The 15,050-nt window shown below is 56.7% G+C and carries 11 protein-coding genes, 1 tRNA gene and 3 other RNA genes; 7 read left to right on the forward strand and 8 right to left on the reverse strand.

Annotation, left to right across the window (positions count from 1 at the left end):
* Positions 1-60: 60 nt before the first annotated feature.
* Entirely contained in the window at positions 61-1,245 is a 1,185-nt protein-coding gene (gene uxuA / locus ABFX35_RS00245; protein ID WP_279027769.1) for a mannonate dehydratase, read from the reverse strand.
* Positions 1,246-1,510: 265 nt separating this feature from the next.
* Positions 1,511-2,581: a LacI family DNA-binding transcriptional regulator gene (locus ABFX35_RS00250; protein WP_346078491.1), complete on the reverse strand. Its 1,071-nt coding sequence runs from the start codon at positions 2,579-2,581 to the stop codon at positions 1,511-1,513.
* Positions 2,582-2,890: 309 nt separating this feature from the next.
* Here ABFX35_RS00250 and ABFX35_RS00255 point away from each other — a divergent pair, with 309 nt between their 5' ends.
* From ABFX35_RS00255 to ABFX35_RS00280, 6 genes are all read left to right on the forward strand, one after another.
* Entirely contained in the window at positions 2,891-4,228 is a 1,338-nt protein-coding gene (locus ABFX35_RS00255) for an MFS transporter (RefSeq protein ID WP_341464498.1), read from the forward strand.
* A gap of 27 nt (positions 4,229-4,255) precedes the next feature.
* Complete coding sequence (locus ABFX35_RS00260; RefSeq protein ID WP_346078493.1) at positions 4,256-6,622, forward strand: glycoside hydrolase family 31 protein; 2,367 nt, start codon at positions 4,256-4,258, stop codon at positions 6,620-6,622.
* Positions 6,623-6,830: 208 nt separating this feature from the next.
* Positions 6,831-6,920 (forward strand) — tRNA-Ser (locus ABFX35_RS00265).
* A gap of 45 nt (positions 6,921-6,965) precedes the next feature.
* Positions 6,966-7,087, forward strand: a non-coding RNA gene (locus ABFX35_RS00270) — RtT sRNA.
* A gap of 46 nt (positions 7,088-7,133) precedes the next feature.
* A non-coding RNA gene (locus tag ABFX35_RS00275) (RtT sRNA) lies at positions 7,134-7,235 on the forward strand.
* A gap of 46 nt (positions 7,236-7,281) precedes the next feature.
* A non-coding RNA gene (locus ABFX35_RS00280) (RtT sRNA) lies at positions 7,282-7,403 on the forward strand.
* Between the two features lie 43 nt (positions 7,404-7,446).
* Here the strand turns inward: ABFX35_RS00280 and ABFX35_RS00285 are convergent.
* A complete protein-coding gene (locus tag ABFX35_RS00285; protein WP_279025718.1) occupies positions 7,447-8,532 on the reverse strand; it encodes a GGDEF domain-containing protein in 1,086 nt (361 codons plus the stop codon).
* 671 nt (positions 8,533-9,203) lie between these two features.
* On the opposite strand from ABFX35_RS00285, the gene dauA reads away from it, so the two are divergent.
* On the forward strand, positions 9,204-10,892 hold the full coding sequence (dauA, locus tag ABFX35_RS00290) for a C4-dicarboxylic acid transporter DauA (RefSeq protein WP_346078496.1): 1,689 nt from the start codon (positions 9,204-9,206) through the stop codon (positions 10,890-10,892).
* 98 nt (positions 10,893-10,990) lie between these two features.
* Here the strand turns inward: dauA and kdsA are convergent, their stop codons facing one another.
* Genes kdsA through prfA form a run of 5 tightly spaced genes read right to left on the reverse strand, consistent with a single transcriptional unit; the run spans position 10,991 to position 15,045 of the window.
* Entirely contained in the window at positions 10,991-11,845 is an 855-nt protein-coding gene (gene kdsA / locus ABFX35_RS00295) for a 3-deoxy-8-phosphooctulonate synthase (protein ID WP_279025722.1), read from the reverse strand.
* A gap of 42 nt (positions 11,846-11,887) precedes the next feature.
* Positions 11,888-12,697: an invasion regulator SirB1 gene (gene sirB1, locus ABFX35_RS00300; RefSeq protein ID WP_095844568.1), complete on the reverse strand. Its 810-nt coding sequence runs from the start codon at positions 12,695-12,697 to the stop codon at positions 11,888-11,890.
* Positions 12,694-13,092, reverse strand: a complete 399-nt coding sequence (locus ABFX35_RS00305) for a SirB2 family protein (protein ID WP_095844569.1) — start codon at positions 13,090-13,092, stop codon at positions 12,694-12,696. The genes sirB1 and ABFX35_RS00305 overlap by 4 nt, the downstream gene beginning before the upstream one ends.
* A 25-nt stretch (positions 13,093-13,117) precedes the next feature.
* A complete protein-coding gene (gene prmC / locus ABFX35_RS00310) occupies positions 13,118-13,960 on the reverse strand; it encodes a peptide chain release factor N(5)-glutamine methyltransferase (RefSeq protein WP_346078499.1) in 843 nt (280 codons plus the stop codon).
* A complete protein-coding gene (prfA, locus tag ABFX35_RS00315; protein ID WP_095844571.1) occupies positions 13,960-15,045 on the reverse strand; it encodes a peptide chain release factor 1 in 1,086 nt (361 codons plus the stop codon). Before prfA ends, prmC begins: the two co-directional genes overlap by 1 nt.
* Positions 15,046-15,050: the final 5 nt, after the last annotated feature.

The following is a 15,050-nucleotide window of genomic DNA, read 5'->3' on the forward strand; positions in this document are numbered from 1 at the left end:
GGCCAGAAGTCAGGCCGCGGGGCGTGGGCTGCGGGGAGCCGCACGCCGTGCCAAGCATCGTTAGTGGTTGAAATAAGCGCGGTGGATAGCCAGTTCCACCCCACGCACTTCCGCCAGCCCTTTCAAGCGGCCGATTGCCGAATAGCCTGGGTTGGTTTTCTTTTTAAGATCGTCGAGCATCTGGTGGCCGTGATCCGGGCGCATCGGGATCGGCTGCGTTTCGCCCAGCGCCTTGCGCCGGTGTTCTTCTTCGGCAATGGCCTTCACCACGTTGAACATGTCGACATCGCCATACAGATGCGCCGCCTCGTGGAAGCTGCGCGGGTTTTCTTCCCGTTTGGTGGCGCGCAGGTGTAGGAAATAAATACGCGGGCCAAAATGTTTGATCATCGCGACCAGATCGTTATCGGCGCGCACGCCATAGGAGCCAGTGCACATGGTGAAGCCATTGGCCGCGCTGGGTACCGTATCCGCCATCCACTGCATGTCTTCAGCCGTGGAGACAATGCGCGGCAAACCCAGGATCGGGCGTGGTGGATCGTCCGGGTGAACGGCCATACGGATGCCCACTTCTTCCGCAACCGGAATTATGGCATGCAGGAAATAGGCGAAATGCTCACGCAGTTTTGCTTTATCGATCCCTTCATAACGCGCCAACTGCGCACGGAATTGATCCAGGGTATAGCCCTCTTCGGCGCCGGGCAGGCCAGCGATGATATTGCCGGTGAGCTGCGTTTTCTCCGCTTCGGACATGGTGGCGAAACGGGCCTGCGCCTGGGCAATTTCTTCGGCGGTGTAGTCGGCCTCTGCGCCGGGGCGCTGCAGGATGTGCAGTTCGAAAACGGCGAACGCGATCTGATCGAAACGCAACGCTTTTGAACCGTCCGGCAGGCCGTACGCCAGATCGGTACGGGTCCAGTCGAGGATCGGCATGAAGTTGTAGCACACGATGCCAATGCCGCATTCGGCCAGGTTGCGCAGCGTTTGCTGGTAATTGGCGATCCAGCGCTCATATTGCCCGGTGTGTGTCTTTATCTCTTCATGGATCGGCACGCTCTCTACCACGGCCCACTCCATCCCCGCCGCTTCCACCTCAGCCTTGCGCTTGCGGATCTCGTCCACCGGCCAGACATCCCCGTTCGGGATATGGTGCAGCGCGGTGACAATGCCGGTGGCCCCTGCCTGCCGGGCATCGGCCAGGCTAACGGGATCGTTCGGTCCATACCAACGCCAGGTCTGCTTCATGCTGAATACCTCACAATAATGGTGATCGCCTTCCCTTTCTGATTGCGCCGCCGTTTGGCGGCCAGCAAAAACGGGAGTTAACGGTGGCGGTTGCCCGGTGCAATCCCCCGCCGTGGCCGGCGGACGTTCGGTATTGCAATATTGGTCAACCAATTTAACCGAGATACTAACCATTGAAAAATGTTAGTCAACCAAAATAACGCGGGTACAGCGACGCTGCCGTCGCGGCCGGCTTTATCTGTGATAAAGATCGCGTTTTAGCCATCTAGTCATACAACCCTTCTTCATTAACCGGGGTATGCGCGTGATCGGCTCGAATACGCTTAACGGATTTCCCCACCGCCAGCGCGCCATGCAGTAACAGATTCCCGCTGGGCTGTGTGGGGCTGATAACGCGGCGCTGCAACATACGCACTGCTTCTTCCCCGAGCTCTTCACGCGGAACGTGCAGCGCGGTCAGCGGAATGTCATGAACCAGTGGTGAATTAAAGCCATCCATGCTCATCAGCGAGATATCCTGCGGCACGCGCAGCCCGGCATCCAGCAACGCCGCCGCCGCGCCGGCGGCGATAAAGTCGCCACCGGCCAACAGAGCCGTGGGCCGCTCCTCCGGCGGGCAGCCGCGCAAAAATTCGCTCACCGCCTGATAGCTTTCGGCGGCGCTGAATCCGGCGACCGGCAACAGATGGCGCTGCTCGTCAAACGCCAGGTTATGGGCCTTCATCGCCGCTTTAATGCCCTGCAGCCGATGCTCCATGGTGTAGCGCCGCAGGCAAAGCAAGCTCAGGATGTGATGGTGCCCCAACTCATGCAAATAGCTGGCCGCCGCCTCGCCAATCGCCGGGTGATCCGGCGCCACGCTGGGTAAACGCATCTTGTGATCGCGGCAGTTAATCAGCACACAGGGCTTGCCCAAATCGGCTGCCAGCGCATGGATGTAGCTGTCGTCGATACCTATCATCAGTACCGCCTCCGTTAGCGGATCGCGCGTTTTCTCCATAAATAGCGCTGCGTCGCTGTCGTACTCTTCTAACGCGCAATAACGCACCCGCACCTCATAGGCGCGCAGCGCGGTGAGGATCCCCTGGATCACCTGGTAGTAAAAAACGTCGGTGCGCGCATCAAACGCCCGCGCCGGCGCGAAAATCATCACCCCATTCAGCAGCAGCCGACCATCGGCCAACTCATCCAATACGCCCAGTTGGCGCGCGCAGGCCAACACCTTGCTTCTGGCTTTGTCGCTGGAATTGGCTTTGCCTGACAACACGCGGGAAACGGTACTGATCGAAAGCCCGGTTTGCAGGGCGATCTCTTTGATTTTTAACTTTCCGTTCATTTTGTGATCCAGTTCAAGTTTGAAAATGACAAAGTTTTCACGGCAAAAAAACTACGGTAATAAGCATTTCCCGCTCTTTTCCACACCGCCGCAGTCTGCCATGAAAAAATTTGCAAAAAAGTGCGTATCACCACGTTTTCAACTCATCTACTCTGAATTGGTAAACCAATTTACATAACTGGTATTTCAATTGGTGCCATCTAATTGACTGAATCTAGAGATAAAAAAAGATGCGCCACAGTGCCGGCTCTGTAGTGATTACGGATCATCACGCAGCCAAATACGGTGGGTTCCAATGCCAGGGCCACCATTCAGCGGCTAGAAAATGAGGATATGACGGTGAATCTCAATCTTGATAATGCTGCGGTTACAACGCAGGAAAAACGCAAAATCAAAAATTTACGTTGGTGGATACTGAGCATTTTCCTGCTGGGGGTAACGGTAAACTATATTACGCGTAACTCACTGGGCATTCTGGCCCCGGAGCTGAAAGACAGCCTGGGGATGACGACTGAACAATATTCCTGGGTGGTGGGCGCCTTTCAATTGGCCTATACCCTTTTTCAACCGCTGTGTGGTTGGTTGATCGATGTTATCGGGCTCAAACTGGGCTTTCTGATTTGCGCCAGTATCTGGGCGCTGATGTGTATGCTGCATGCCGGCGCCGGCAGTTGGTTCCAACTGGCCGTGCTGCGCTTCTTTATGGGCGCGGCTGAAGCTGCAGCGACACCGGCCAACGCCAAAACCCTGGGCGACTGGTTCCCGAAAAAAGAACGTCCGATCGCCGCTGGCTGGGCTGGCGTCGGCTTTTCCATCGGCGCCATGCTGGCTCCGCCGATTATCGTGATCGCGCATATCAATTTTGGCTGGCAAGGCGCCTTCCTGTTCTCCGGCCTGCTGGCCATGGCCTGGGTGGTGTTGTGGTGGCTGTTCTACCACAGCCCGGAAAAGCACCCCAACCTGAGCCGTAGCGAACTGGAATACATCAAACAGGATAACGAACCGGAACCGGTCAAACTCCCCTTTTTCACCGCGTTGAAGACGGTATGCAAAAACAAACGTTTTTACGGCATCGCCATTCCCGCCTTTATGGCAGAACCGGCCTGGGCAGTACTCAGCTTCTGGGTGCCGCTGTATCTGGCCAACGAACGCGGCATGGATCTTAAACAGATCGCCATGTTCGCCTGGCTGCCGTTCCTGGCCGCCGATCTGGGCAGCGTCGCCAGCGGTTATTTAACCCGGCTGTACGGCAGATTTTTCAATGGATCACGGGTTAACTCGATTATCGCCAGTTCGGTGACCGGCGCATTTTTGATGATTTCCCTGGCGCTGGTGGCGCTCACCCGCGATCCCTACATCACCATTTTGCTGATCTCCATTGGCGGCTTTGGCCACCAGGTGATCTCCTGCATGCTCAGCGCCCTGGTGGTGGAATCCTTTGATAAGGGCCAGATGGCGACGGTGAACGGCATGCGCGGCTCCTTTGCCTGGATTGCCAGCTTCCTGTTCTCGCTGCTGATCGGGCTGACGGCCGATACCATCGGCTATAACCCGCTATTTATCGCGATGGGGTTCTTTGACTTGATCGGTGCCGTGTTCCTGATCGCCTTCATCGCCGAGCGCCGCAGCAAAGCGCGCAACGTTTAACTGTCTGAGTTGTTGGGGTAATCGTTTATGAAAATGTTGAAACACTGGGTATTGAATCAGCACACCGCCGAGTTTGCCGAACTGAAAGTGGATGGGCAGCACCTGTTCCGCATTTACGTGCTGGAAGCGGATATGTTCCGTGTGCTGATCAAACGCCAGGGCGAACTGGCGCTGGATCGTACCTGGAGCATCGCGCCGCAGCAGGATGTTCCCTGGGAGGGGCGCCCGCGGGAAAGCTGCGCAGGGTTCAGCCTGCCGGGCTTTGAACTGGAACCGTTGGGCAATGAATTGCGCCTGAGCAGTGAAAAACTGCGCGTTACCCTGCACCAGCCGCTGTGGCTGGAGTGGGAATATCGCGATCAACAAGGCATATGGCAACCGCTGGCCGCCGATCGGCCCACCAGCGCCTATCTACTCAATCCATTTGGCGACGGCGTGGAGCACTACCAGCGCCGTTACCCGCAGGAGCGCTATTATGGGCTGGGGGAAAAGGCCGGGGATCTTAACCGCGCTGGCCGCCGTTTTGAGTTCCGTAACCTGGACGCCATGGGCTACAACGCGGCCAGTACCGATCCGCTCTACAAGCATGTGCCCTTTACCATTACCCGGCGCGGCGATGTCAGCTTTGGCCTGTTTTACGATAACCTGAGCACCACACGGCTCGATCTGGGCAACGAGCTGGACAACTATCATCAGCCCTACCGCCGTTACCACGCCGAAGCCGGCGATCTGGATTACTATTTATTCCTCGGCACGCGGGTACTCGACGTCACCAAGGCCTTCGTGCGCCTGACGGGCAAAACGCTGTTTGGCCCTAAATGGAGCCTGGGCTACAGCGGCTCTACCATGCACTATACTGACGCGCCCGATGCACAGCAGCAGTTGATGAAATTCATTGCGCTGTGCCAACAGCATGATATTCCCTGCGATTCCTTCCAGCTCTCTTCCGGTTATACCTCGATCAACGATAAGCGTTACGTGTTCAACTGGAATTACGACAAAGTGCCGCAGCCCAAGGTGATGAGCCAGGCGTTTCATGATGCCGGGTTGAAACTGGCGGCCAACATCAAGCCCTGCCTGCTGCAGGACCATCCGCTATATCCCCAAGTCGCCGAGCAAAACCTGTTCATCCGCGATTCGCAAAACGCCGCGCCGGAGCGTTCGTGTTTTTGGGATGACGAAGGCTCACATCTTGACTTCACCAACCCGGCAACGGTGGCCTGGTGGCAAGACAATGTCACAAAGCAACTGCTGGCCATGGGCATCGACTCCACCTGGAACGACAACAACGAATATGAAGTGTGGGACAGCGAAGCACGTTGCCACGGTTTCGGCAAGGAGATTGCCATCAAGCACATCCGCCCGGTGATGCCGTTGCTGATGATGCGCGCCTCGATGGAAGCACAGCAGCGTTTTGCGCCGGAAAAACGCCCCTATCTGATCTCCCGTTCCGGCTGCGCCGGCATGCAACGTTACGTGCAAACCTGGAGCGGCGACAACCGCACCAGTTGGCAAACCCTGCGCTACAACACCCGCATGGGCGTCGGTATGAGCCTTTCCGGTTTATACAACGTGGGCCATGACGTCGGCGGCTTCTCTGGCGACAAGCCCGATGCCGAACTGTTTGTTCGCTGGGTGCAAAATGGCGTCATGCACCCGCGCTTTACCATTCACTCCTGGAATGACGATCATACCGTCAATGAGCCCTGGATGTACCCGGCCGTCACGCCGGCTATCCGCGCGGCTATTGCGCTGCGCTACCGCATGCTGCCCTATTTCTATACCTTGCTGTGGCAGGCCAGCCATGATGATGAACCGATGCTGCGCCCCACTTTCCTGGATCATGAAAGTGACGACGTCACTTTTAATGAAACCGATGACTTTATGTTGGGGCGGGATCTGCTGGTGGCCAGCGTGGTCGAACCGGGCCAGCGCCAGCGCGCGGTGTACCTGCCGCGCAATGCGTCTGGCTGGTACGACTTTTACAGCGGTGCGTGGTTCAGCGGCGGACAAACCATCACGCTGGACGCACCGCTTGAGCGGCTGCCACTGCTGGTCAGAGCCGGCGCGATGCTGCCGCTCTCCGGGCGCATTGCGCATGTTGAGCACTGGGCTGACGATCGCCGCGAGATGCTGCTGTTCCCGCCGATGGGGAAAGGCCAGGACAGCGGCCTGCTGTTTGAAGACGACGGCGAATCCAACGGCTGGCAACAGGGTGACGCGCTGTGGTTGCGTTGGCAAATCACCAGTGACAATCAACGCATTGATGTACAGTTCGAGGCGGAAGGCAATTACCAGCCGGCATGGCGCACGCTCGATGTTCGGCTGCCGGCCAGCGAGCAGCGCACGCTGTATATCAACGGGCAACAGCAATCCCGTTGGCAGCGGGAGTAAGCCGCTTACTTGGTGATACCGCCACCCCGGCAAGATACCCGCCGGGGTGGCGGTACGCGTTACGGTAGAGGAATCGCTCGTGAAACCAACAAATTGCTGTAACTTTAGCTAAACGCGCACGGATTTGCGTGAAGAGTGTTGACGCTGGGATCAGTTTCTCCTACATTAGCGCCCGTCGAGAGCGGCCAGGCCGCTGCGGCAACAATATGGTGAGGTGTCCGAGTGGCTGAAGGAGCACGCCTGGAAAGTGTGTATACGCGAAAGCGTATCGAGGGTTCGAATCCCTCCCTCACCGCCATATTCAAAGAGAAAGCCTGAACGCAAGTTCAGGCTTTTTTCGTTTATATTGCACATACAGGGAGGGTGAGAACCCTCGACCGGGTTCGACAAAACGCCCCGGCGTTTTGCACCGCCGCAGGCGGCCCGCAGGGTGAGCGCAGCGAATGTATCCCTCCCTCACCGCCATATTCAAAGAGAAAGCCTGAGCGTAAGTTCAGGCTTTTTTGCATTTATATTGCACCTACCGGGAGGGTGAGAACCCTCGACCGGGTTCGACAAAACNGCCGGCGGCCCGCAGGGTGAGCGCAGCGAATGTATCCCTCCCTCACCGCCATATTCAAAGAGAAAGCCTGAGCGTAAGTTCAGGCTTTTTTGCATTTATATTGCACCTACCGGGAGGGTGAGAACCCTCGACCGGGTTCGACAAAACGCCCCGGCGTTTTGCACCGCCACAGGCGGCCCGCAGGGTGAGCGCAGCGAATGTATCCCTCCCTCACCGCCATATTCAAAGAGAAAGCCTGAGCGTAAGTTCAGGCTTTTTCGTATTAACTGATCAACTCGGAAAGCTGCATCAGCCGGCTGCACGCCACGTTGTTTTTGCCGGCGTGTTTCGCCCGGTACAAAGCTTCATCGGCAATTTCGACCGCTTTATCTATCCCCATCCCCGGCAAATACAGCGAAGCGCCTATCGATAAGGTGATGCGGATCTCTTCGCCTTCCGCAACGATAAACAGCGTATCCTGAACGTCCTGGCGAATGCGTTCCGCCACCGCGTGAACCACTTTGGGATCGTGGCTGGCGGTGATCACAATAAACTCTTCCCCACCATAACGGCCGACAAAGTCTTCATTACGTACCCCATCCTGCAGCAGCCGCGCCACGCTGGCCAGCAGCATGTCGCCCGAGACATGGCCGTAGGTATCATTCACCGTTTTGAAATTGTCGAGATCGATAATCAGCATCCCGCAGGGCTTGCGCTGGGCGTGTTGCAGCATCATCTTGTAATCCACGCTGGCGCGGTTATTGATATGGGTCAGGCTGTCCAGGGTTGCTTTGTCGCGCATGGCAAAAAAGGTTTGGATATAGCGTTCCTTAAAGCTCAGCGCATGGTAACAAACCGCCAGGAAAAGCAACGAAACCGCCTGATACAGCAAAATGTCCAGCCACTGTACGGCGACATCAACTTCATTGCTGACCACCGCGATACGATACAGCGCAATCAGGCCGATCGTGGTGTAAAAAACACGGTTCGATCTTTTCAGCCACACCTGTGTTAATAGCAACAGCGTAAGAATGGAAGCGGTAAACAGGTTATCCACGGTCAAACCGCCGGTGAAAATGGCACAGAGCAAGAAAGCGACCAGCCCGCTTAATCCCCCACCGAAAAACACCACCAGGATCATCGGCAACGCGGCAAAACTGTAATACATGCTGGCGCTAAAAAACTGCCGATGCTGGCTAAGCACGATCATCGCCACGCCGGCAAAGATGCCGAACAACACGCGGCGCCACCACTCCGACTGGTAGGAAAACGGGGCTTTATTACTTAACGCAAAATAACTGACCGACAATGTGGCACAGGTAATACACACGTCCCTGTATAAAGAAGGTATTAATACATCATAAATCATAAGCTCTCGGTTGGCCCCACGGATATAACGTTGTGCTTTGTGATTGTTGTCGTAGCATCTCTGTGTTCCGAGCGCGCTGTCGCCCCATTGATCTTGGGGCATTAAGCCAGGTAATAGGTCAGCAGCGCAACGTTATTACCGGGCGAACTTTGCTATAGGCAGCGTTCAGGATAGCCGTTATTCGGCAAGATAGCAGAGAAAGCCGCATAAATATTGACGATACGTTGCAATAAAAACGTATACCCCTTGCTCATCTAGCCCCTGTGGCATACCGCCGCAGCGGCTTTGCCGCCCAGGAAACAACACCGTGCGAAAGAACAAAAGTATGACGGCTTGCAATCCAAACGCGTGCCCGACGATCCGCCTGACGCCTGGTTTGTTCCACAGCCCACCGGAAGCGGCATACACTTTTTCGCCTTATCCCTGCCAATGGCACGTTAACCCACAAAAGCAGAGGTAACAAAATAGTTACTCTCCGCAATCCCATGCTGGCTATAGCCCCAAAAAAAATAGCGAATTCCAAAAGTGGCGAAAATCTTATTTCGCATACCAATTGACATACATCTAGAAATCACGACTTGGAAAGGCGTATGCTGATAGGCAGCTATTCGAGACGGACCTCAGCTGGCCCGCCATTCCGTTCTCTTTTCCAGACTTGGTTTGCACCTTAGATGAAAACGCACGAAATAAACGACATTCGTCCCTTCAGCGCATTAATAAATGCCTGCTGGCGGGAATCCTATTCTCTGAATCGCTTATTAAAAGATGCCATTGCCGGCGTTACCGTCGGTATTATCGCCATCCCATTGGCCATGGCGCTGGCGATTGCCAGTGGCGTTCCTCCGCAATACGGCCTGTATACTTCCGCCATCGCAGGGATTGTCATTGCGGTTATCGGCGGCTCCCGCTTTAGCGTTTCCGGCCCCACCGCCGCCTTTGTGGTGATCCTGTTCCCGGTATCGCAACAGTTTGGCCTTTCGGGCCTGCTCATTGCCACACTGCTTTCCGGGGTGTTTTTGGTGATCATGGGCCTGGCGCGCTTTGGCCGGCTGATTGAATACATTCCGCTGTCGGTCACGCTGGGCTTTACTTCCGGTATCGCCATCACCATTGCGACAATGCAGATTAAAGACTTCTTTGGCCTGCAATTGACCGCCCTGCCAGAAAACTATATCGGCAAGGTCTATGCGTTATTGCACGCCCTGCCCACGCTGGATTACGGCGATACGCTGATTGGCGTGGTGACGTTAGCGGTCCTGATTTACTGGCCTAAGCTGGGCCTGCGCGTTCCCGGCCACCTGCCTGCGTTGCTGGCAGGTACGGCGGTGATGGGTGTATTGGCGATGTTTGACCATCACGTCGCCACCATTGGCTCGCGCTTTAGCTATATTCTGGCCGATGGCACCCACGGCCAGGGCATCCCACCGATCCTGCCGCAATTGGTTCTGCCGTGGGACATCCCCAACGCCGATGGCAAACACATGGCGTTAAGCTGGCAGACAGTTTCTGCCCTTCTGCCGGCGGCATTCTCGATGGCGGTGCTTGGCGCGATCGAATCCCTGCTGTGCGCGGTAGTGCTCGACGGCATGACCGGGAAAAAACACAACTCCAACACCGAACTGCTCGGCCAGGGCATCGGTAATATCATCGCGCCGTTTTTTGGCGGCATCACGGCCACTGCGGCCATCGCCCGTTCCGCCGCCAACGTGCGTGCCGGCGCGACATCGCCGATTTCCGCCGTTATCCACGCCTTATTGGTGCTGCTGGCGCTGCTGGTGCTGGCTCCGTGGCTCTCTTACCTGCCGCTGGCAGCTATGGCTTCCCTGCTGCTGATCGTGGCCTGGAACATGAGTGAAGCACACAAGGTGATTTATCTGCTTCGCTGCGCGCCGAAAGACGACATCCTGGTCATGCTGCTGTGCCTGACGCTGACCGTGTTGTTCGATATGGTGATCGCGATTACGGTGGGGATTGTATTGGCATCACTGCTGTTTATGCGCCGCATTGCCCGAATGACGCGCCTGAGCACGATCAGCGAAGAACATCACCGCCTGGTGCTGCGTGTTAATGGGCCGCTGTTCTTCGCCGCTGCAGAACGCATCTTCAGCGAGTTGCTGGCACGCAGCGAAAGCTACAACCAGATAGTCCTGCAGTGGGATGCGGTGCCGGTGCTGGATGCCGGCGGCCTGCAGGCGTTGCAACGCTTCATCGAAACGCTGCCTGAAGGGAAACAGCTGGTTATTACCGACATTCCTTTCCAGCCGCTCAAAACGCTGGCACGCGCGCGCGTTCAGCCGATTGAAGGGAAACTGGCTTTCTATGCCACACTGCCAGAAGCCCTAAACGCGTTGGATCAGTAAACGCGGCCCGCCCGCCTGGGCGGGTGATAGTCCAACAGCAAAAAGCCCGGCGCAGATTAACCTGCACCGGGCTTTTTATCGCCGGATTTAAAACGGACTTAGTTGCTGGTATCCAACTCTGGGAAACTCTTCACCAGGTCATCAATCGCTTTCATTTGCACCAGGAACGGCTCCAGTTTGTCCAGCGGCAGTGCCGATGGGCCATCACATTTAGCGCTGTTCGGCTCCGGATGTGCTTCGATAAACAGCCCCGCCAGGCCAACCGCCATCCCGGCACGAGCCAGTTCAGCCACCTGCGCGCGGCGGCCGCCAGAGGCGGCACCGAACGGATCGCGCGTTTGCAGAGCGTGAGTCACGTCGAAAATCACCGGATGGCCACCGCTGACATTTTTCATCACGTTAATGCCCAGCATGTCGACAACCAGGTTGTCATAGCCAAAGTTGCTGCCGCGATCGCACAGGATAACCTGATCGTTACCGCCTTCCTTGAATTTCTCAACGATATTGCCCATTTGCCCTGGGCTGACGAACTGCGGTTTTTTCACGTTGATCACCGCGCCAGTTTTCGCCATCGCTTCAACCAGATCGGTCTGCCGCGCCAAAAATGCCGGCAGTTGGATCACATCCACCACTTCAGCCACCGGCTGCGCCTGAGCCGGTTCATGGACGTCGGTGATCACTTTCACGCCAAAGGCCTGTTTGATCTCTTCAAAAATGCGCATCCCCTCTTCCAGCCCTGGGCCGCGGTAGGAGTGGATGGAAGAGCGGTTGGCCTTATCAAACGAGGCTTTGAAAACGTATGGAATACCCAGTTTTTGCGTTACGGTGACATAGTGTTCGCAGATGCGCATCGCCAAATCGCGCGATTCCAGCACATTCATACCGCCAAACAGTACAAACGGCAAATCGTTCGCTACGTTGATGTCACCAATGCTAACCACTTTCTGTTTCATGCAGGCACCTATGTGTAAGGGGTAAGGATAAAGGGGTTGTCTTCAGTGCAAAGTAACCTGTTTCGGCTCAATCGCGTGGATTTGCACTTTGATCACTTCGCTGACCGGATCTTCCGGGCACTGTTCAACAAAATAGTTAAGATCGGAAATGGCGGCGTGATTGCAATCCAACTGGGCAAAAATCAGGCCACGATCGCGGATTTCGTAGGGATCGTCCGGATCAAAACACAGCACCGTTTGGCTGGCGCGCAGCGCCATTTCCATCTGTTTTTCTTCCATCAGGGCCGCTTTCAGCGTATCGAGCATCTTGCGCACCACCATAATATTCTCGGATTCGTCCAGATCGTCGTCTTCGAGCTCCGCGCCCAATCCCAGATTGCCCTTGATCCACACTTCGAGCGTATGCTCGCTGAGCGTTTCACCGTTCAACGGGTTGATCAGCCACATTTCGTCATCCAGCCAATCGGCGCGCATGATCAGTTGAGTGGGGAAAATCACCGGCATCAGCGGCAAATCAAGCTGGTGGGCAATGTGCAGGAAAATCGTCCCCAGCGATACCGGTGTGCCCTGCCGGGCTTCAAGCACCTTATCGAGCCAGATGGCATCGGACAAACGATACACGCCGCTGGCCCCACCGAAACCCCATGTTTTATAGAACAGTGCAATCAGCGCATCCATCTGCTGTTCCTGGCTCAAGTGTTCCGGGATCGCCACACGTGCCTCCTCCACCAGCTGCTGTAGCCTGCGCTGCACTTCCGCGGTGGGAAAATCCTGCCGTATGGCTTGCGAAACCAGGATGACGCCATCACTCAACGGTGAAGCGTTAAATTCAAAATCAGCGATGCTACTCATAGGTATCCCATCAGAAACGGTATCTTCGTCGTGGCCAGCTTAATAATAAGGTACAAACAGCCCAGGGCCAGTATAAATGCCACAGTGCGCACATTCTGGCTCTTTGTTCTTCTGCCTAACGCGATATAACCAAGCAGGATATAGATAATAACGCCAAACAACTTCTCGGTCAGCCATGAGTCCATGCCTAACAGCGGATAAAATTTAAACGTGATCACCAGTGAGATACCGCTGATAAACAGCACGGTATCATTAATATGCGGCGCAATCTTTACCCAACGCTTGCTGCTCATCGCCGAGCCACGCCACTGCCAGACAAAACGCAACACAAACAGGGTGATGCTGATCGCCACCGTGAGCAAATGGAGATGTTTCAATACCATGTATGCAGTCATTCATTGCTCCCTGATAGAATTAGAATTATTTCCCGCTGCCGGCCCACTGGCCTAACGTGACGCGTTCATTACCGCCATAGTCCCGATGGGTAGCCACTGCGCCAAAACCCGCAGCCAGCAACAGTTCACGCACAGGCTCCCCCTGCTGCCAACCGTGCTCCAGCAACAGCCAGCCCTGCGGCAACAGGTAGCCTGGCGCCTGGCGCACGATGGCGGCCAGATCGGCCAGCCCCTGCTCCGGCGCCACCAGCGCGCTGCTGGGCTCAAAGCGCACATCGCCCTGGGCCAGGTGCGGATCGGCCGCATCAATATACGGAGGGTTGCTGGCGATCAGCGCAAAACGCTGGCCGCTGACCGGAGCAAACCAACTGCCCTGCAGGAAAGTGGCGTTCGCGATCGCCAATTTGCGCGCATTATGCTGGGCCAGCGCCACCGCGGCGGGTTGCAGATCAACGCCAGTGATCGCACAGTCTTTACGCTCGCTGGCTAACGCCAGCGCAATTGCGCCGGTGCCGGTGCCCAGATCGAGCAGAGGGCAAGGGGATGACGGCAGGCGCGCCAGCGCCAACTCAACCAGGCATTCGGTATCTGGACGCGGGATCAGAGTGGCGGGTGAAACAGACAGCGGCAGCGACCAGAACTCGCGTTCGCCAACCAGATAGGCCACCGGCTCGCCGCGCTCGCGCCGCGCCAGCAGCGTTTCCAACTGTTCAAGCTGTTGCGCCGTTAATAACGTTTCGCCAAAGGCAAACAGGAAGGTTCTGGCGCGGCCGGTCACAAAGCCCAGCAGAATTTCCGCATCACGCTTAGCGCTGCCGCTTTGCGCCAGCCGGGCCGCCGCCGCCCGCAGCCAGGACTGATAGTCCATTATTCGGGCTCAGCGGCGAGCGCGGCAAGCTGATCGGCCTGGTATTCCTGCACAATCGGCTGGATCAACATATCGAGCTTGCCTTCCATCACCTCATCAAGGCGATAAAGCGTGAGATTGATGCGGTGATCGGTCACCCGCCCCTGCGGGAAGTTATAGGTACGGTTGCGATCGGAACGATCGCCGCTGCCCAGCAGGTTGCGGCGGGTCGACGCCTCTTCCTGATGGCGCTTGGCCATTTCCGCCGCACGGATGCGCGCGCCCAACACCGACATCGCTTTGGCCTTGTTCTTGTGCTGCGAACGCTCGTCCTGGCACTCGACGACGATACCGGTCGGCAAGTGGGTAATGCGGATCGCTGAATCGGTGGTGTTAACGTGCTGGCCGCCCGCGCCCGAGGAACGGAAGGTGTCGATCTTCAAATCACCCGGGTTGATTTCCGGCAATTCGGCTTCCGGTACTTCCGGCATCACCGCAACCGTGCAGGCAGAGGTGTGAATACGGCCTTGCGATTCCGTTTCCGGCACGCGCTGCACGCGGTGGCCGCCGGATTCAAACTTCAGTTGGCCGTACACCCCGTCGCCGGAGACTTTGGCGATCACTTCTTTATAACCGCCGTGTTCGCCTTCGCTGGCGCTCATGATTTCCACCCGCCAGCGGCGCGCTTCCGCATAGCGGCTGTACATGCGGAACAGATCGCCGGCAAACAACGCGGCCTCATCGCCGCCGGTGCCGGCGCGCACTTCCAGGAAGCAGCCGCGCTCATCATCGGGATCCTTCGGCAGCAGCAGCACCTGCAACTCTTGCTCCAGCGTTTCGCTGGCCGCTTTGGCCTGCTTAAGCTCTTCCTGCGCCATCTCGCGCATTTCCAGATCGTCCAGCATCATTTCGGCCGTTGCCAGATCGTCCTGAACCTGGCGCCATTCAAGGAAACAGCGGCTCACATCGGTCAGTTGCGCATACTCACGCGACAGCGCGCGAAAACGTTCCTGATCGGCGATCACGCCGGCATCGCCAAGCAAAGCCTGAACTTCTTCATGGCGTTCTTGTAACGCTTCCAGTTTGGCAACAATAGAAGGCTTCATGCGTG

Source organism: Gibbsiella dentisursi (assembly GCF_039539505.1).
GTDB classification, from domain to species: Bacteria; Pseudomonadota; Gammaproteobacteria; order Enterobacterales; family Enterobacteriaceae; genus Gibbsiella; species Gibbsiella quercinecans.

Excerpts from the sequence above, each read along its gene's own strand:
- uxuA (WP_279027769.1), bottom strand. The coding sequence starts at position 1,245 with ATGAAGCAGACCTGGCGTTGGTATGGACCGAACGATCCCGTTAGCCTG.
- dauA (WP_346078496.1), top strand. The coding sequence starts at position 9,204 with ATGAAAACGCACGAAATAAACGACATTCGTCCCTTCAGCGCATTAATA.
- ABFX35_RS00250 (WP_346078491.1), bottom strand. The coding sequence starts at position 2,581 with ATGAACGGAAAGTTAAAAATCAAAGAGATCGCCCTGCAAACCGGGCTT.
- prmC (WP_346078499.1), bottom strand. The coding sequence starts at position 13,960 with ATGGACTATCAGTCCTGGCTGCGGGCGGCGGCGGCCCGGCTGGCGCAA.
- ABFX35_RS00305 (WP_095844569.1), bottom strand. The coding sequence starts at position 13,092 with ATGACTGCATACATGGTATTGAAACATCTCCATTTGCTCACGGTGGCG.
- prfA (WP_095844571.1), bottom strand. The coding sequence starts at position 15,045 with ATGAAGCCTTCTATTGTTGCCAAACTGGAAGCGTTACAAGAACGCCAT.
- ABFX35_RS00285 (WP_279025718.1), bottom strand. The coding sequence starts at position 8,532 with ATGATTTATGATGTATTAATACCTTCTTTATACAGGGACGTGTGTATT.
- kdsA (WP_279025722.1), bottom strand. The coding sequence starts at position 11,845 with ATGAAACAGAAAGTGGTTAGCATTGGTGACATCAACGTAGCGAACGAT.
- ABFX35_RS00260 (WP_346078493.1), top strand. The coding sequence starts at position 4,256 with ATGAAAATGTTGAAACACTGGGTATTGAATCAGCACACCGCCGAGTTT.
- sirB1 (WP_095844568.1), bottom strand. The coding sequence starts at position 12,697 with ATGAGTAGCATCGCTGATTTTGAATTTAACGCTTCACCGTTGAGTGAT.